This window comes from Kitasatospora misakiensis (assembly GCF_042656005.1).
In the GTDB taxonomy this organism is placed as follows: Bacteria; Actinomycetota; Actinomycetes; order Streptomycetales; family Streptomycetaceae; genus Kitasatospora; species Kitasatospora misakiensis.
Map to the genome: position 1 here is coordinate 192326 of NZ_JBHSOF010000003.1, position 16688 is coordinate 209013.

At 73.8% G+C, this 16688-nt stretch carries 12 protein-coding genes and 4 pseudogenes; 9 read left to right on the plus strand and 7 right to left on the minus strand.

Annotated features, from left to right (window positions below; genetic code table 11):
- From ACFP3U_RS04665 to ACFP3U_RS04685, 5 genes and pseudogenes are all read left to right on the plus strand, one after another.
- Positions 1 to 869 (plus strand): annotated as a pseudogene (locus ACFP3U_RS04665) (hypothetical protein); the annotation flags it as partial.
- Positions 866 to 1294, plus strand: coding sequence for a roadblock/LC7 domain-containing protein (locus ACFP3U_RS04670; RefSeq protein WP_380223870.1), 429 nt, complete (start codon positions 866 to 868; stop codon positions 1292 to 1294). The pseudogene ACFP3U_RS04665 and the gene ACFP3U_RS04670, both read left to right, overlap by 4 nt.
- Before the next feature lie 7 nt (positions 1295 to 1301).
- Positions 1302 to 1733 carry a DUF742 domain-containing protein gene (locus ACFP3U_RS04675; protein WP_380223871.1) on the plus strand — a complete coding sequence of 144 codons (432 nt, stop codon included), beginning with the start codon at positions 1302 to 1304 and terminating at the stop codon, positions 1731 to 1733.
- Between the two features lie 3 nt (positions 1734 to 1736).
- Complete coding sequence (locus ACFP3U_RS04680; protein ID WP_380223872.1) at positions 1737 to 2339, plus strand: GTP-binding protein; 603 nt, start codon at positions 1737 to 1739, stop codon at positions 2337 to 2339.
- Positions 2340 to 2425: 86 nt separating this feature from the next.
- Positions 2426 to 2665 (plus strand): annotated as a pseudogene (locus ACFP3U_RS04685) (FAD-dependent monooxygenase); the annotation flags it as partial.
- 88 nt (positions 2666 to 2753) lie between these two features.
- On the opposite strand, the gene ACFP3U_RS04690 reads toward ACFP3U_RS04685, so the two are convergent.
- The 4 genes and pseudogenes from ACFP3U_RS04690 to ACFP3U_RS04705 all read right to left on the minus strand — a co-directional run.
- Positions 2754 to 3533, minus strand: a complete 780-nt coding sequence (locus ACFP3U_RS04690) for a serine hydrolase (RefSeq protein ID WP_380223873.1) — start codon at positions 3531 to 3533, stop codon at positions 2754 to 2756.
- A gap of 58 nt (positions 3534 to 3591) precedes the next feature.
- The gene (locus tag ACFP3U_RS04695) at positions 3592 to 4518 is read right to left on the minus strand and encodes a leucyl/phenylalanyl-tRNA--protein transferase (protein WP_380223874.1); all 927 of its coding nucleotides are present in this window, start codon (positions 4516 to 4518) and stop codon (positions 3592 to 3594) included.
- Entirely contained in the window at positions 4515 to 7796 is a 3282-nt protein-coding gene (locus ACFP3U_RS04700) for a non-ribosomal peptide synthetase (protein ID WP_380223966.1), read from the minus strand. The genes ACFP3U_RS04695 and ACFP3U_RS04700 overlap by 4 nt, the downstream gene beginning before the upstream one ends.
- Positions 7797 to 7904: 108 nt before the next feature.
- Positions 7905 to 8135: pseudogene (locus ACFP3U_RS04705) on the minus strand (MbtH family NRPS accessory protein); the annotation flags it as partial.
- 128 nt (positions 8136 to 8263) lie between these two features.
- Here ACFP3U_RS04705 and ACFP3U_RS04710 point away from each other — a divergent pair.
- Positions 8264 to 11458: a putative bifunctional diguanylate cyclase/phosphodiesterase gene (locus tag ACFP3U_RS04710; RefSeq protein WP_380223875.1), complete on the plus strand. Its 3195-nt coding sequence runs from the start codon at positions 8264 to 8266 to the stop codon at positions 11456 to 11458.
- 12 nt (positions 11459 to 11470) lie between these two features.
- Here the strand turns inward: ACFP3U_RS04710 and ACFP3U_RS04715 are convergent, their stop codons facing one another.
- The 3 genes and pseudogenes from ACFP3U_RS04715 to ACFP3U_RS04725 all read right to left on the minus strand — a co-directional run bounded on the left by ACFP3U_RS04715 (position 11471) and on the right by ACFP3U_RS04725 (position 12888).
- Complete coding sequence (locus tag ACFP3U_RS04715; RefSeq protein ID WP_380223876.1) at positions 11471 to 11839, minus strand: helix-turn-helix domain-containing protein; 369 nt, start codon at positions 11837 to 11839, stop codon at positions 11471 to 11473.
- Positions 11836 to 12209, minus strand: a pseudogene (locus ACFP3U_RS04720) (type II toxin-antitoxin system RelE/ParE family toxin). The gene ACFP3U_RS04715 and the pseudogene ACFP3U_RS04720 overlap by 4 nt, the downstream one beginning before the upstream one ends.
- Positions 12210 to 12300: 91 nt before the next feature.
- Positions 12301 to 12888, minus strand: coding sequence for a TetR/AcrR family transcriptional regulator (locus tag ACFP3U_RS04725; RefSeq protein WP_380223877.1), 588 nt, complete (start codon positions 12886 to 12888; stop codon positions 12301 to 12303).
- Positions 12889 to 13017: 129 nt separating this feature from the next.
- Between ACFP3U_RS04725 and ACFP3U_RS04730 the strand changes: the two genes are divergently transcribed.
- From ACFP3U_RS04730 to ACFP3U_RS04740, 3 genes are all read left to right on the plus strand, one after another.
- On the plus strand, positions 13018 to 14055 hold the full coding sequence (locus ACFP3U_RS04730) for an aldo/keto reductase (RefSeq protein ID WP_380223878.1): 1038 nt from the start codon (positions 13018 to 13020) through the stop codon (positions 14053 to 14055).
- Between the two features lie 76 nt (positions 14056 to 14131).
- Positions 14132 to 14620 carry a GNAT family N-acetyltransferase gene (locus tag ACFP3U_RS04735; RefSeq protein WP_380223879.1) on the plus strand — a complete coding sequence of 163 codons (489 nt, stop codon included), beginning with the start codon at positions 14132 to 14134 and terminating at the stop codon, positions 14618 to 14620.
- Positions 14621 to 14871: 251 nt separating this feature from the next.
- Complete coding sequence (locus ACFP3U_RS04740) at positions 14872 to 16656, plus strand: hypothetical protein (protein ID WP_380223880.1); 1785 nt, start codon at positions 14872 to 14874, stop codon at positions 16654 to 16656.
- Positions 16657 to 16688 lie beyond the last annotated feature (32 nt).

The window sequence follows — 16688 nt, forward strand, 5'->3', positions numbered from 1 at the left end:
CCCAGCACGACGGCGGCATCCCGACCCTCGGCGGCTTCCCCCAGCACGACGGCGGTTTCCCGCACGTCGGGGTGGACGGCTACCCGCACCCGGCCGCCGAACCCGGCCGACCGGTCGAGCACGGTTCGCCCGCCGCCGGGCGCCCGCCGCACGACGGAGGCGCCTACGGCTACGGCTACGACGGGGCGCCGTACGCCGCCGCCCACGCGCCGCAGCCTGGTCCCTCCGGCTACGACGAGCCCGCCTACCCGGACATCGCCTACGCGACCGTGATGCCCGCCGAGGCCCCGTACGCCGACGAGCAGTACCGGCCCGCCGACCACTACCACCTGGCCGAGCGCCGGCAGCGCGACGAGCAGTCCGGGCACCCGGTCCCCGGGCCCGCCACCGCCGAGGCCGCCGCCCCCGCCGGCGTACCGACCACGGCGGCCGGTTCCCAGCCGCCGCTGCCGCAGCGGGTCCGGCAGGCCAGCCTGGCCGCCGAACTGCGCGTCCCGCCGCCGCCCCGCACCCCGTACACCGGGACCGGTGCCGGTGCCGGAAGCGGCGACGGCACGGGACCGGCCGCCGCCCCCAGCGGAGCGGCGGGGCCCTTCCAGCGGCCGCCGCGCCGCTCGGGCTCCACGGTCGGCGCCTTCCAGCGCCAGTCCCGGGCCGCCCGCGGCCTCCCCACCGCGCCCGCCACGGACCCGTCCGCCGGCGGCGGCCCCGCCGCAGGCGCCCTGCCGCCGGGCCGCGGCACCATCCCCCCGTCCGGCCCGGCCGCCCCCACGGCCACCGCCGGAACCCCGACTCCCACTCCGGGTCCCGCCCCCTGGGCCCTCCCGGCCGCGGACCCCCGAACCACGAGGACGGAAGAGCAGTCATGAACCGCACCATCGCCACCCACCAGGACCTCGACTGGCTGCTGGACGGACTCGTCGACACGGTGCCCGGGACGAGAAGCGCCGTGCTGCTCTCCGACGACGGCCTGGTGGTCAGCCACTCCCGCACCATCGACCGCACCGACGCCGAGCGGCTGGCCGCCGTCGCCACCGGCCAGCAGAGCCTCGCCCGGGGCATCGGCCAGCTCTTCGACGGCGGCCCCGTCCACCAGGTGATCGTCGAGCTGGCCGAGGTCTGGCTGTTCGTCATCGCCGCCGCCCAGGGCACCCACCTGGCGGTGGTCGCCGACCAGGAGGTGGACGCCGAGGTGATGTCGGTCGCCATGCACCAGCTCGTCCAGCAGGTCGGCCAGAAGCTGAGCACGCCGGTCCGCAGCGAGTTCGACGCCTTCGGCGCCAGGAACCGGTGATTACCCGGTGAGGCCGCACTGGAGCGAGCTGCCCGACGAGGACGAGGACGAGGACGACGGCGCGGGCACGATGGTGCGCCCCTACACCATCACCCGCGGCCGGACGGCGCCGGAACGCGACGACCTCACCCTGATCACGCTGATGACCACGGTGGAGGAGCTCGCGGACCCGCTGCTGGCCACCCGGTCGTCCGGTCCGCACGGGCTCCAGCCCGAGCACCGGCTGATCCTCGAACGGTGCCGCCGGCCGGCCGCCGTCGCCGAGGTCGCCGCCGGGCTCAACCTGCCGGTGTCGGTCACCAAGATCCTCCTGGGCGACCTCATCGCCCAGGGACTGCTGTTGGCCCGGGCCCCGATCTCGGTGGCCCGGGCCGCCGGGGACGGCGGCCTGGACCTCGGGCTGCTGACGGCCGTACGCGAAGGACTCCGGAGGCTCTGAACCATGGCACCATCCGCACCGCTCCCCTCCTCCCCCGCCTCACCCGCCTCCCCCGCGGCCGTGAAGATCCTCATCGCCGGGGGCTTCGGGGTCGGCAAGACCACCCTGGTCGGCACGGTGAGCGAGGTCGCCCCGCTGCGCACCGAGGAGTACCTGACCCGGGCCAGCGAGGGCGTGGACGACCTGGCCGGGGTGGACCAGAAGGAGACCACCACCGTCGCCCTGGACTTCGGGCGGATCACCGTCAGCCCGGAGCTGGTGGTCTACCTGTTCGGCACGCCCGGCCAGGAACGCTTCTGGTTCATGTGGAACGACCTGGTGAACGGCGCGCTCGGCGGCATCGTGATCGCCGACACCCGCCGGCTGGACACCAGCTTCGCCTCGATCGACTTCTTCGAGAGCCGGGGCATCCCGTTCGTGGTGGCGATCAACTGCTTCCACGGCCACAACACCCGCACGGCTGAGGAGATCCGGACCGCCCTGGACCTCGACCCGCAGGTGCCGATGCTGATCGGGGACGTCCGGGTGCGGGCGTTCGGGCGGGAGCTGCTGCTCGCGCTGGTCGACCACCTCATGGAGCTGTCGGCCGGCGTGCCGGTCCACTGAGCCGCCCTTCCACCCCGTCTCTCCCGCCACCGCTTGGAGTGCTCCCGTCATGACCCCACCCCTGCGCGTCCTCGTCCACGGCGGCGGTGACCCTGAGCGACGGCAGCAGCGCCCGCTACGACCTGGTGGTCGGCTTCGACGGCATCGGCTCGCCACTGCGCAAGCGGCTCTACGGCGACAAGTACCCGCCGGAGTACACCGGCTTCGCCAACTGGCGTGTCACGCTGCCACGTTCGCCCGAGGTGCAGGGCGTGGTGATGTCCACCGGCAACCAGGAGGCCAAGGCGCTGCTCACCCCGGAGGAGGACGAACTGCTGAAGGTCGGCATCCCGGGTGCGGCGCACGCCCTGGCCCAGCCGTACTGACGGAGGGGCGGGACGGGCGGGACGGGCGGCGGCTGACAATTGTCAGCTGTCAGCCGCCCGCCCCCGCAGCGGTCCGCGTGATCGCGTGCCGGCGCGCCCAGACCGCGGCCGAGATCCGGGCGACCAGCCGGGCCGCCGGGTCCGCCGCCGCCTCGTCCGCGCCCGAGGCGAGCGGGCCGGTGTAGCAGACGGCCAGCAGGTACGGCGGGCAGTCGTCCGGTCGCACCAGGCCCACGCAGTGCCGTACGCCGGGGAACCAGCCGTTCTTGAACGCGACCCTGGTCCCCGGCGGCAGCCCGGCCGCGAGGTCGACCCGGAAGGCGTTGCGTTCCAGCAGCGCGAGGACCTCCGGCTCGCCGTCCAGGGACTGGAGCAGCCGGACGAGGTCGCGCGCCGTCACCCGGTTCTGGTGGCCCGCGTCCCGCGCCCGGTGGTCCTCGATGCCCCGGGGGCTGGCGCTGCGGGTGGCGCCCGCGCGCCGCCAGACCTCGGCGACGGCCTCGTGGCCGGCCCGGGCGAGGCAGAGGTTGGTGGCGAGGTTGGACGAGTGGGTGATCATCCGTTCGGCGAGCAGTCCCAGCGGCGCGGTCCGGCCGAGCAGCGACCAGGGGACGGGGTCGCTGTCCCAGTCCGGATCGTTGGCGAACTCCCCGCCCGCCCGCGATGCGAAGGCGTTCACCACCGGCACCGGCTCGCCGAGGTCCGCGCCGCCGCGGTGCAGCGCGGCCAGGACGGCGACCTTCATCGTGCTCGCGGCGTCGTGCGGCTCGTCCCCGCCCCGCTCGTACACCGGTTCCCGGCCCCAGGGGGCGACCACGACGGACAGCATGCCCGCCACCGTGCCCACCTCCGCGCAGCCTGAAACAACCGACCCGACCGTCCCGCCTTCAGTCGCCGCGGGCGTTCCGGTACGGATGCCGGTGTCCGTGCCCGTGCCCGTGCCCGTGCCCCGGGGGGAACGGCGGCCGGGGCTTCTCGGGGGCGAGCCGGGCGGCCGGGAGCCGGGCGGTGTCCAGCGGCCGCACCGGCTCGGCGGCCCCGCCGGCCCCGTCGGTGAGCGCCGCGAGGTAACGGGCCCGGGGCTGCGGGGTGGCGCCGAGCGAGCGGACGTGCGGCGAGTCCCACTGGGCGTCGAGCAGCCGGCCGCCGGCGGCGTCGAAACGGGCGGCGAGGTCGGCGACGGCGACCCGGGCGGCGTCCGGGCGGCGGTGGAACATCGAGTCCAGGCTGAGCACCGGCCCGGCCGCGACCCCGAACACCCCGCCGACCAGTTCCCCGCCCTCCCACACCTCGGCGCTGTGGGCCGCGCCCAGCCGGTGCAGCCCGACCAGCGCCTCCCGCAAGTCGGCGGTGAGCCAAGGAGGTTGGCGACCCTCGGCGCAGGCGGCGAGCACCTCCTCGAAGGCCGTGTCGGCGGTGGTCCACCACTCCAGGCGGTTGCGCAGCATGCGGGAGAGTTTGCGGCCGAGCCGCACGCCGTCGGCGGCGAGCACCGGGCGCGGGTCGGGCGACCACCAGGCGAGCGCGTACGGGTCCGCGTCGTCGGTCCCTGTCCCTGTCCCGGACCCGGACCCGGACCCGGACCCGGACCCGGGCAGCAGGGTGATCCGGCCGGCCAGCACCGCCTCCTCGTGGCGGGCCTCGTTGAAGGCGCTCGCGTAGTCGTCGGCGGCCGGGAGCGGGAACAGCCCGTGCCGGTAGGCGGCGAGCAGGGTGCCCGGTGCGAGGTCCCCGCCGAACGCCGCCGGCCCGTCGGCGGGGGCGCGCGCGACGTCCACCGCCGCGAAGACCTCCTCGGGTGCGGCGGCGGTCATCGCACCGCCCCCAGCGGCAGGCTGTCGAGCGGCGGTGAGAGGAAGCCCTCCGCGGTCAGCCGGTCGAGGTAGAAGTCCAGCAGGCCGTCGTCGACGGCGGGCAGCACCAACCCGCTGCCGGTGAGGGCGTGTTCGGTGTTGGCCCGGTCGAAGAGCGGGAAGGTGGGGCGGAAGTACATCTCGCTGATGGACAGTTCGGTGCCGGGTACCCGGTCGACGAAGAGCGGCACGAACGGGGTCATCGGGTGGGTGGGGTGGCCGGCGGCGAACCGGACGAGTCCCTGCACCCACTGCTCGTACGGGACTTCGTCGACGGGGTGGCCGCGGGCGCGGAGCCGTTCGGCGAGGTCGGGGAGGCCGGCCGGGCGCGGCGAGGTCAGGTGGTACACCTCGCCGATGGCGGGCGCGTGGGCGACGATGTGGCAGATCGCGCGACTGAACCGGTCCGCCGGGACGAAGTCGAGCGGCAGCCGGACGTCCGGACAACTCCCGCTCTCCGCGAGGTACTTGATCAGGGCGCAGATCTCGGTGCCGGTGTTCATCACGCCGGTGCGCAGGTCGCCGGTGACGTCGTTGGTGCGCAGCACGGTGACCGGCAGCCCGGCCTCCGCGGCATGGTGGAGGAGCTGTTCGGCGACCCACTTGCTCTCGACGTAGCCGACGGCGAGCCGGTCGGGGTGGGCGAGCGGGGTCCGTTCGGTGACCTCGCCGACGCCCGCCGGGCCGAAGCCGGCCAGCACGGCGAGGGTGGACAGGTAGTGGACGGGGATGCCGCGGGAATGTCCGGCGAGCCGGACGATCTCGCGGGTGCCGTCGACGTTGGCGCCGCGCAGCTGGTGGTACGGGTAGATGAAGTTGACCTGGCCGCCGAGGTGGTGGATGGCGTCCAGGCTGCCGGCCAGGTGCTCGAAGCGCTGCTGGCTGAGGCCGAGGAGGGGTTCGGCGAGGTCGCCGACGAGCGGGACGACGCGGCGGTCGGCCAGGTCGTGGCGGAGGAAGCGCTGTTGGGCGGCGCGGAGGCGTTCCAGGGCGTGTTCCTCGTCGGGGGCGCGGACCAGGCAGTGGATGCGGGCGGTGGTGGTGTGCAGGAGGGCGTCGAGCAGGTGGGCGCCGCAGAAGCCGGTGGCGCCGGTGAGCAGGATCTCGGTGGGTTCGGCCCGGGAGGGCGCGGGGCTCCAGGACTGCCGGACGGGGGTGGCGAGGCGGGCTTCGGCGGCCCAGTCGACGGCGGTCTCGCCGGCGCCGTCACGGCCGGACTGGCCGTCGCGGCCGGGCTGTCCGGGCCGGGCGGGGCCGCCCGGGCGGGTGGAGCCGGCGGTGCGGGCGGCGAGGGTGGCGGCGGCGAAGGCGCTCAGGGTGGCGTCGCGCAGCAGTGAGCGGGTGAGGAAGCGGATCCGGGTGACGTCGATGCCGAACATGATCCGGGCGCGGGCGAGCATCTCCATGGCGAGCAGGGAGTTGCCGCCGAGGTCGAAGAAGTCGTCGTCCGGTCCGACCTCCTCGACGCCGAGGAGTTCGGACCACAACTGGGCGACGCCCGCCTCGACGGCGGAGCCGTTGGCGGAGGCGGTGGCGGAGGCCCCGTCGGAAGCGACGCCGGCCGCACCTGCGGGCCCGCCGGACCGGACCGGCGCGCCGTTCCGGGCGGCGCGGTCGCCGTCCCCGGGCGCCCCCAGGCCGTCCCGCCGTTGCAGCTGCGGCCGGGCGTCGGGCAGGCGGCGGCGGTCGATCTTGCCGGCCGGGGTGAGCGGCATGGTGTCGAGGAGCACGAAGTCGGCCGGGACCATGAAGTCCGGCAGCCGTTCGGTCAGGTAGGCGCGGATCCGGCCGCGCCGGGCGCGGGCGCCGGAGGCGGCGCGGTCGGTGAGCGTGTAGTAGGCGGTGAGGACGCGGGTGCCGTCCTCGCCGCCGTCGGTGGCGACCCGGGCCTGCCGGACGTCGGGGTGGGCGGCGAGCACGGACTCGACCTCGGCGGGGTCGACGCGGTGGCCGCGGACCTTCAGCTGGTCGTCGAAGCGGCCGAGGATCTCCAGGTTGCCGTCCGCCCGCCAGCGACCGGCGTCGCCGGTGCGGTACATGCGTTCGCCCGGGACGGGGGCGTAGGGGTCGGGCAGGAACGTTTCCGCCGTGAGTCCGGGCGCCCGCCAGTAGCCGCGCGCCAGGCCGGGCCCGCCCAGGTGGATCTCGCCCTTCTCGCCGGGCCGCACGGGGCTGAGCCGGCCGTCCAGCAGGTGCACCCGCACCCCGGGCAGCGGCCGCCCGATCGGCACCGGCGCGGCGGACGGGTGGCCGGCCGCGGCGTGCTGCGCCCCCCGGGCCAGTACCTCCGCCGTCAGCTCGCAGAGCGTCGAGGTGACGGCCGCCTCGGTCACGCCGTACGCGTTGACCAGCCGGACGCCCGGCAGCCGCTCCAGACACGCCCGGCAGTCGTCCGCGTGCACGGTGTCCCCGCCGACGATGATCAGCCGCAGCCCCTCCGGCGCGGGGCCGCCGGGCGGGAACAGCCCGAGCAGGTGGTGCCAGTACGCGGGCGTGAGGTCGGCGACGGTCAGCCGCAGCTCGCTCATCCGGTGGGCCAGCTCGGTGGGGGCCCAGGTGCGGGCGCCGCCGAGCACCAGGGTGGCACCGGCGGCCAGGGTCGCGAAGACCTGCTCCAGGGAGGTGTCGAAGCCGAGCGCGGCGAGTTGCAGGACGCGGTCACGCGGGGTGAGCCCGTAGGCGTGGATCACCCGGTCGAGGGTGAAGACCAGCGAGCGGTGGGTGACCGGGACGCCCTTGGGGGTGCCGGTGGTGCCGGAGGTGTAGATCAGGTACGCCAGGTCGTCCGGACCGGCCACGTCCTCGGGGGCTCGGTCCTCGGGGGCTCGCCCTTCGGGGGCGGCAGCAGCACGAGCGGCCTGCCCGGGTGAGTGCTCCTCGGCGGTCGCCCCCGGCGCCACCACCCGCACCCCCGGGAACGGCCGCCCCTGCGCCGCGACGACCAGGTCCGCCCCGCAGTCCTCCACCAGCCGGGCCAGCCGGCGCCGCGGGTGCGCCGGGTCCAGCGGCAGGAACGCCCCGCCCGCCTTGAGCACGCCGAGCAGGGCGGTCACCAGGTCGGCGCCGCGCTCCAGGCAGACCGGGACGATCCGCTCGGGGCCCACGCCCAGGCCGCGCAACATGCCGGCCAGCCGGTCACTGCGGGTGTCCAGCTCACGGTAGGTGAGCGTCTCCTCGTCGGCGATCACCGCGACGGTCTCCGGGTCGTGCGCGGCCCGCGTCCGGATCAGCCCGTGCACGGTCTGCGTGAATCCGGCCCGCCCGCCACCGCCTCGTCCCCCGCCGGAGTGCCCCCCGAGGGGCCCCATCCCGAGCCCGGGCGCACGCCACTCCCGCTCCACGTACCGCCGGCACTCCTCGCGCGGCGCGGGGCCGAACACCGTCCGCCACCCACTCGGAACCGTGAAGTCCCCGGGCCAGATCGTATACTGACCGTCCTCGTTGACCAGCACGGCGTGACGTCCGGAGCCCACTCCGGCGCGTGCTCCCCGTGCGCTGTCTGCTGCTTCGTCCACCGGCTTGACCTCGTGCTGTGGCGGCAGAATGCTGGGAGGTGCGACATTTCCGACTATACGCACTCAAGGCCCATTTCGAACGTCCGGCCGGACCGCCCCGGTCCGGCCCTGACGCTCGCGAGCCCCTGCCCGGAAATCCCATCACCCGTCACCACGGGTGCCTGGGGTGATGTCGCGGAGGAGGTAGCTCGTTGACACGTCGGCGCCAACGCCTGATGGCCTGTTACCTGGCGTGGATGGTGCTGTTCACCGGCATCTACTACACCAATCCCTCCCAGCGGATCATCTGGTGGACGGGCATCGGCCTGGGCGGCGTCGCCGCCATCGTGGTCGGCGTCCGCCTCAACCACCCCTCCCACGCGCGCTACTGGTACCTGCTCGCGCTCGCCAACCTCAGCTTCACGGCGGGCGAGGTGGTCCAGGTCATCCAGATGCAGTTCCTGCACCTGGGCAACCCGTTCCCGTCCATCGCCGACGGGTTCTACCTCGCCGAGTACCTGCTGTACGCGGCGGGCGTGTTGGGCTTCATCCGCTGGCGGACCGCGCATCAGGACCGCGCCAGCCTGCTGGACGCGCTCATCCTCACCATGGGTCTGGCCCTGCTCGTCTGGATCTACCTGATCCTCCCCTACGCGCGGAACCCCGACCTCGACTGGTTCCAGAAGGCCGTCTCGATCGCCTACCCGCTGGGCGACGTCGTAGTCCTGGCCCTGCTGCTGCGCCTGGTCGTGCCACGCGGCGGCGTCAGCCGCTCGCTCCAACTGCTCACCGCCGGCACCATCGGCCTACTGGTCTCCGACATCCTGTACGGGCTGATCGTGCTGCACGGCAACTGGCACATCGGCACGCCCGTGGACCTCGGCTGGGCCGCCTTCTACACCGCCTGGGGCGCCGCCGCCCTGCACCCGTCGATGGTCGAGCTGACCAGGCCCATCCCCAGCCAGCAGCCGGACCTCAGCCCCGGCCGGCTGGCCCTGCTGACCGCCGCCTCACTGATCGCGCCGACCATCCTGATCATCGAGGCCGGCGCCGGGAACACCAACAACGCCGGCGTCATCGGCGCCTTCTCGGCCGTCATCTACCTGCTCGTCCTCGCCCGGCTCGCGGTCGTGGTGCGCGCCCGCCGGCAGGCCATCGCCCGGGAGCGCGCGCTGCGCGAGGCCGGCTCCTCGCTCACCGCGGCCGTCACCGTGGAGGAGGTCGCCGACGCCGTCCAGGCCTCCGCCTCCACCCTGATGCCGACCGAGCCCGGCCACGTCGCGCTGCTCGCCGTCACCGAGGGCGGCGTCCTGCACGTCCGACACGCCGAACGCGGCGCCGACCGGCACCTCCTCGGCGCCGAACGCGACTCCGACGAGGTGCTCGCGCTCGCCGCCTACCGGGAGACCACGCTGCTGCCCGTCGAGGACATCGGCACTGACCTCGCCTCCCGGCTGGACGGCATGCCGAGCGCCCTGCTCTGCCCGCTCACCCTGGCCGAGCGCCCGTCCGGCGACCCGCTGATCGGCGCGCTCATCGTCACCGGCACCGAGCAGGAGCTGACCAGCCTCTGGGGCTCGCTGGAGATCCTCGCCGCCCAGGCCGCCCTCGCGGTCGAGCGCGTCATGCTGAGCCAGGAGATCACCCGGCGGGACAGCGAGGCCTACTTCCGCACCCTGGTGCAGAGCGCCAGCGACATCATCCTGATCCTCAACGACGACGACTCCGTCCGCTACGCCTCGGGCGCCTCGGCCGAGCGCGTGCTCGGCTACCCGAGCCTCACCGGCAGCCTGATCACCGACCTCGTCCCGCCCGAGGACAGCCGGAGCGTCGGCAAGGCGCTGGACCGGATGCGCAGCATGGACGGCGCCGTCCGCGCCGGCCGTTCCGGCCGCTCCGGCCTGGACACCCAGCGCGAGCACTGGCGGCTGCTGCGCGCCGACGGCACCCCGATCGAGGCCGAGGTGCGCGCCAACGACCTGCGCGAGGACCCGACGGTCGCCGGGCTGGTGCTCACCCTGCGTGACGTCACCGAGCAGCGGCAGATGGAGCGCGAGCTCACCCACCGCGCCTTCCACGACTCGCTGACCGGCCTGGCGAACCGGGTGCTGTTCCTGGACCGGGTGGGCCACGCGCTCTCCCGCGGCGAGCGCAGCGGCGCCGTCACCGGGGTGCTCTTCGTCGACCTGGACGACTTCAAGGTGGTCAACGACACCCAGGGCCACGCGGTCGGGGACGAGCTGCTGATCGCCGTCTCGCTGCGGGTCTCCACGGCGCTGCGCACCTCGGACACGGCGGCCCGGCTGGGCGGCGACGAGTTCGCGGTGCTGGTGGAGGACGCGCTGGCGCCGGCCGACGTCGGGGCGCTGGCGGACGCCGTCCTGGCGGCGTTCGCCGAGCCGTTCAAGCTGAGCGCGGGCGCGGTGCGGGTGTCGGCGAGCATCGGGGTGGCGACGACGGAGGACAGCGTGGACGCCACCGAGCTGCTCAGCCACGCCGACCTGGCGCTCTATTCGGCGAAGTCGGCGGGCAAGCGGCAGTGGTGCCACTACCAGCCGTCCCTGCAGGCGGGCCTGGTGGCGCGGCACGAGCTCAACGAGAACCTGGACACCGCGATCGCCGAGTCCGCGTTCCGGCTGTACTACCAGCCGATCGTCGATCTGGCCTCGGGGGCGCTGGTCGCCTTCGAAGCGCTGGTGCGGTGGCCGCACGACCGGCGCGGCATGGTGCTGCCCGACGAGTTCATCGCCCTGGCGGAGGAGAGCGGCCAGATCGTGCCGCTCGGCGCCTGGGTGCTGGAGCGCGCCGCCCAGGAGGCGGCCGGCTGGCACGCCTTCAGCTCCGCCGCCCGCGCCGCCGTCGGCCTGCCGCCGCTGCGGGTCAACGTCAACGTCTCGGCCCGCCAGTTCCGCGACGCGGGCTTCGTCGACGTGGTGCGCGGCGCCGTCCGCACCTCCGGCATCCCGGCGGAGTCGCTGGTCCTGGAGCTCACCGAGTCCGTCCTGATGCGCCGCGACGACCGCGTCCACACCGACATGCACACCCTGGGCGAACTCGGCGTCGGCATCGCGATCGACGACTTCGGCACCGGCTACTCCTCACTCTCCTACCTGCGGGAGTTCCCGATCTCGATCCTGAAGATCGACAAGTCCTTCATCGACGGCCTCGGCCTCTCCCAGCAGCAGTACGCCCTGGTGGAGGGCATCACCCGAATCGCCGACACCCTAGGCGTCCAGGTCATCGCCGAGGGCATCGAACACCCCGACCAGCGCGACCTCCTCGCCGCCATGGGCTGCCCCCTCGGCCAGGGCTACCTCTTCGCCCACCCCCTCACCCCCGACCAGGCCCGCACCTTCATCGAACAACACACCACCCCCCTGGGCGAACACACCGGCCCCGGCAGCTAGGCCGCTAGACGGCTAGGCGGCGGACCGCCCGGCCCCGGTCGCGCCGCCGTCCTCCGGCCGGTCGCCGTGCGGGGAGAAGACGAAGGAGGAGGCGTCCCCGTCGAGGTCGATGGTGAGCGCCGCGTCCAGTGCCCGCGCCAGCCGCCGGAGCAGCGGCAGTGTCGGCAGCGAATCGCCGCCCTCGATCGTCGAGATCTGAGGTTGCGTCATGCCGGCGCGACGCGCCAGTTCGGCCTGGGACAGTCCGAGCTCGGTGCGCCGGTCGTACACCGCCTGCCCGAGCGCGAACGCGTACCCCGCCTCCACGTAGGCCGCGGACTCCTCGACCGTCTCACCCAGGAGCTTCTTGGTCCGCCTGGTCCTCCACGCGCTGTGGTTCACGGCCTCTCCTCCTCGATCCGGTCGTACTCGTGCTCGGCGGGACCGTGCCGGGCCTCGCACTCCTTCTGCGCCTGGTGCGCCCGCTCGACCTCGGCGGCCTCTTGCTGCCGCGTCTTCCGGAACACCGTCAGCAGCACGATTCGCCGGTCGGGCGCCAGCCAGTATGTGATCCGGACGGCGCTCCCGTCCATGTGAAACGCAGCTCGCGGACTTTCCCGCCGAGATGCCGGGAATAGGGTTCGCCGAGCGTGGTCGGCCGACTCGCCAGCATGTCGGCGGCGCGCTCGGCCTTGTCGTACTGGGCGTCGGGAAGCAGTTCCAGCCACTGCCGAACCTCCGGCTCGATTTCGAGCCGCCACAGTTCCCGCACGACAGCGACTATACAGAAATCTATATACCCGTCCCTGCGGGCACAGGAGGTCGGGGTGGTCGACTTTCTGTACGGCCCGGCCGTCTGGCGCTCAGGGGCGGCGGAAGGTGCCTGCTCGGGCGGCGGTGAGGGCGGCGGTGGCGGCTTGGTCGGCGGCGGGTTCGTCGAGGGGGTCGGGGGTGGTGAGCATGCGGTAGTAGAGGGGGGCGGAGACGGCGCGGACGACTTCGAAGGGGTCGGTGTCGGGGGGGAGTTCGCCGCGGGCGACGGCTTCGGTGACGCAGGGCGCCCACTCCTCGACGCGGGCGCGGTAGAAGCGGTGGAGGGCCTCGGCGGCGGCCGGGTCGCAGGTGGCGGCGACGAGGACGGCGCGGAACAGGGCGCCCTGGCGGGGGTCGGCGAGGGTGCCCTGGACGAGGCGGGCGTTGGCGCGGAGGTCCTCGGCGAGGGAGCCGGTGCGGGTGCGTGGGAGGGACTGTTCGGCCATGTCGGTGAGCAGGTCGGCGAGCAGGGCGCCGACCGAGCCCCAGCGCCGGTAGACGGTGGTGCGGCCGACCTCCGCGCGGCGGGCGACGTCGCCGAGGTCGAGCCCGGCGAAGCCGAGCTCGACGAGCGCGTCCTCGGCGGCCTTGAGGACGGCGGTGCGGACGCGGGCGGTGCGGCCGCCCGGTCGTTGCATGCCAGATGCAGCCGACGATGTGCCCGGTGAGGTCATTAACGGGATTCCTGTTCCATTAGCGAGCGCGACAGTGCTAGGGTCGAGCCATCTTAACGGCACCAGAGTCCCGTTAGCGAAGGGAAACCTCCCATGGAGTACCGTCAGCTCGGCGCGTCCGGCCTCAAGGTCCCCGCGCTCTCCCTCGGCACCGGCACCTTCGGCGGCCGCGGCCCCCTGTTCGGCGCCTGGGGCACCACCGACGCCCAGGACGCCCGCCGCCTGCTCGACATCGCCATCGACGCCGGCGTCACCCTCTTCGACACCGCCGACGTCTACTCCGACGGCGCATCCGAGGAGGTCCTCGGCCAGGCGATCAAGGGCCGCCGCGGCCAGGTGCTGATCTCCACCAAGGCCGGCCTGCCCGTCGGCGACGGCCCCAACGACGCCGGTACCTCCCGCGCCCGCCTGGTCACCGCCGTCGACGCCGCCCTGCGCCGCCTCGACACCGACCACCTCGACCTCTTCCAGTTGCACGCCTTCGACGCCGCCACCCCCGTCGAGGAGGTGCTCGCCACCCTGGACGAGCTGGTCCGCGCCGGGAAGGTCCGCTACACCGGCGTCTCCAACTTCTCCGGCTGGCAACTGATGAAGTCCCTCGCCGCCGCCGACCGCGACGCCCGCCCCCGCTACGTCGCCCACCAGGTCTACTACTCCCTCGTCGGCCGCGACTACGAGTGGGAGCTGATGCCGCTCGGCGCGGACCAGGGCGTCGGCGCGCTGGTCTGGAGCCCGCTCGGCTGGGGCCGCCTCACCGGGAAGATCCGCCGCGGCACCCCGATCCCGGCCGGCAGCCGCCTGCACGACACCGCCGACTACGGCCCGCCGGTGGAGGAGGAGCTGCTCTACGACGTGGTGGACGCGCTGGACGAGATCGCCGGGGAGACCGGCCGCACCGTCCCCCAGGTGGCGATCAACTGGCTGCTGCGCCGCCCCACCGTCTCCTCCGTCATCATCGGCGCCCGCAACGAGGAGCAGCTGCGGCAGAACCTCGGCGCGGTGGGCTGGGAGCTGACGCCGGAGCAGGTCGCCCGCCTGGACGCGGCGAGCACCCGCACCGCGCCGTACCCCTACTTCCCGTACCGCCGCCAGGAGGCCTTCGCCCGTCTCAACCCGCCGCTCGCGGGCTGAGCGGGGCGACCGGCCCTCCCACACCCCCCGCTAATCCGCTTGTCATCGCAGGTCATCACAGGGCATGGTCGCGGGCATGATCGAACTGCGTGCAATCACCTCCGACGACTGGCCGCTCTGGCGCGAGCTGCGCCTGGCCGCCCTGGCCGAGGCGCCGTACGCCTTCGGCTCCCGCCTCACCGACTGGCAGGGCGAGGGCGACCGCGAGGAGCGCTGGCGCTCCCGCCTGGAGATCCCGGGCGCCCTCGACCTGGTGGCGTTCGTCGACGGCGAGCCCGCCGGGATGGCCACCGGCGCGCCGGACGAGGGGCACGCCGAGCTGATCTCGATGTGGGTCGGCCCGAAGGCCCGCGGCCACGGCGTCGGCGCCCGGCTGATCGCCGAGATCGAGCGGTGGGCCGTCGAGCGGGGCATCCCCGTCCTGCGCCTCGCCGTGATGCCCCACAATCCGCACGCCATCGCCCTGTACGAGCGCGCCGGCTTCACCGACACCGGCGAGCCGGGCGACCTGCTGCCCGACGGCGTCTCGCGCGAGCTCGTGATGGCCAAGCCGCTGAACCCCTGAGCACCTGGCCTCCTGAGCACCTGCGACCCCACCCCTCACCTCCATCAACTCCCTTTAATTCCACCGGAGTTCACCCAATCATTCCGGACAGACGGCGGCCGGTTCGGGCCAGCTCCGGTGAATCGCGGCTCCCGGACGACGGGACGGTGCTTACCGTCGAAAGGTCCCAAGAGGCCTGTTGGCACCCGTTCCGTCGTCCGCGCACGTCGTGTGAACCGTCGTGTGAACCACCGAGGTAGGGAGTCCGCGCTGTGCCGTCCTTGCTGAACTACCAGATCGTCACGGATCCGACGTCGCTCCCGGCGTCCCTCCCGAACGAGCCGTCCCTGGGCACGGTCTACCTGATCGTCTCCAACACCCACCAGTCCCAGGTCGAGTGGGACTACATCGACGTGGCCGTCCCGCTGCTCACCCAGTCCTCGAACCTCACGGACACCCCCGCGGCGGTCACCGCGAGCATCACGCGCACGTACGACAACCCCTGGGACGACCCGCTGGAGTTCACCTGGGACGCCGCCAACGACTGCTTCCGGGCGCGGCTCTCCCAAGCGCAGCCGCCCACGCGGCAGTTCGCGCTCCTGGACGCCCACGGGGCGCTGGTGCTGAAGCTGGAGAACGTCCCGGTCGCCGAGGGCGCGGGCCTGAGCCTGCTGGAGATCCGCGAGCGGGCCGGCGGCGGGGACGCCAACCTCGCCATGCGGCAGGACCACTACACCACCTACCTCGGGCTGACGAAGCAGACGCCGAGGGTCCCGCGCAACTTCCGCGCCGAGCACTCCCTGGTGAACGGGGACGCGAGCGAGCCCCTGGTGCTCCTCTGGGACGGGCCCACCGACCTCGACTACGTGATCCTCGACGGGGCGGGCGCCGAGCTCCACCGCGAGTCGGCGCTGCCGGGAGCCGCGGCGGTGCACCAGGACTTCACCTGGTCGACCCCCGACCTCAGGCGCGGCACCACCTTCACCCTGGTCGCCAGGCCGCCCGGCGGGGCGCAGCAGCGGGGCTACTTCCTCACCGCGACCGCCCATGCCCGCATCCCCGAGTTCGAGAGCGGGACGCGCACCCGGTGGATCGAGGGGACGACGGACCGGGGCCGGGTCACCTTCACCGCGGACGGGGTGACGGTCGCCGCCGCCACCGGCGACCCGGGGACGGTGACGGCGAAGAAGGTCGACGTGGACAACGTGACGACCAGGGTGGTCCAGGGGCGGAGCAACGACGCCGGCTGGATCACCTTCCCGGACAGCGGCGTCAACCTGTACCACGGGCCCAACAGCGACCTGGGCGTCCTCACCGCCGCCCGGGCCGACGTGGAGGGCGTCAACACCACCTGGGCGGGCAGCCGCGACGCCGGGAAGGGCTGGCTCGACTTCACCCAGCCCGGCGCCACCCTCCACAAGGACGGCAACCAGGACCTCGGCACCCTCACCGCCGAGAAGGTGGACGTCAACGGCATCAACACCCGGTGGGTCGGCGACCGCGACACCGGGAAGGGCTGGATCGGCTTCCCGCAGGACGGCGTCGACGTCCGCAAGGACGGCGGCCAGGAGTGGGGCACCGTCCACGCCGACAAGGCCGACGTGGAGGGCGTCAACACCAAGTGGGTGCAGGGGCGTAGTACCGGTGACGGCTGGATCGAGTTCCCCGCCGAGGGCGTCCGCGTCCTGCGCGACGGCGGCCACGACCTCGGCACCGTCATCGCCGGCAAGGCCAGCCTCAACGAGCTGCACACGGTCGAGGCGCGGGTCTCCGGCGAGGCGCGGGTGCAGGGGATGTTCTCCGCCGGGGGCGGGATGAAGCTGAGCCACGACGGTACGCGGATGTTCGTCACGCTGCCGGACCGGATGATCTTCTCCGCGATCAACGAGTTCAAGAAGTGGGTGGGCATGGAGCGGGGCCTGACGGTCTCCTTCCAGACCGGCAGCTTCTCGGCCACCAAGGAGAACGGGTTCCTGACCAGCGGCTGCGACGTCCAGTTCCAGCAGGGGACGGTCTCCATCTCCCACGGCAACCCGCCGCAGGTGCGGACCATCTAGCGTCCGGACCCCGTACTGCCGGCCGCGCGCGG

Excerpts from the sequence above, each read along its gene's own strand:
- ACFP3U_RS04690 (WP_380223873.1), bottom strand. The coding sequence starts at position 3,533 with ATGCTGTCCGTCGTGGTCGCCCCCTGGGGCCGGGAACCGGTGTACGAG.
- ACFP3U_RS04730 (WP_380223878.1), top strand. The coding sequence starts at position 13,018 with ATGGAGTACCGTCAGCTCGGCGCGTCCGGCCTCAAGGTCCCCGCGCTC.
- ACFP3U_RS04725 (WP_380223877.1), bottom strand. The coding sequence starts at position 12,888 with ATGCAACGACCGGGCGGCCGCACCGCCCGCGTCCGCACCGCCGTCCTC.
- ACFP3U_RS04670 (WP_380223870.1), top strand. The coding sequence starts at position 866 with ATGAACCGCACCATCGCCACCCACCAGGACCTCGACTGGCTGCTGGAC.
- ACFP3U_RS04680 (WP_380223872.1), top strand. The coding sequence starts at position 1,737 with ATGGCACCATCCGCACCGCTCCCCTCCTCCCCCGCCTCACCCGCCTCC.
- ACFP3U_RS04735 (WP_380223879.1), top strand. The coding sequence starts at position 14,132 with ATGATCGAACTGCGTGCAATCACCTCCGACGACTGGCCGCTCTGGCGC.
- ACFP3U_RS04695 (WP_380223874.1), bottom strand. The coding sequence starts at position 4,518 with ATGACCGCCGCCGCACCCGAGGAGGTCTTCGCGGCGGTGGACGTCGCG.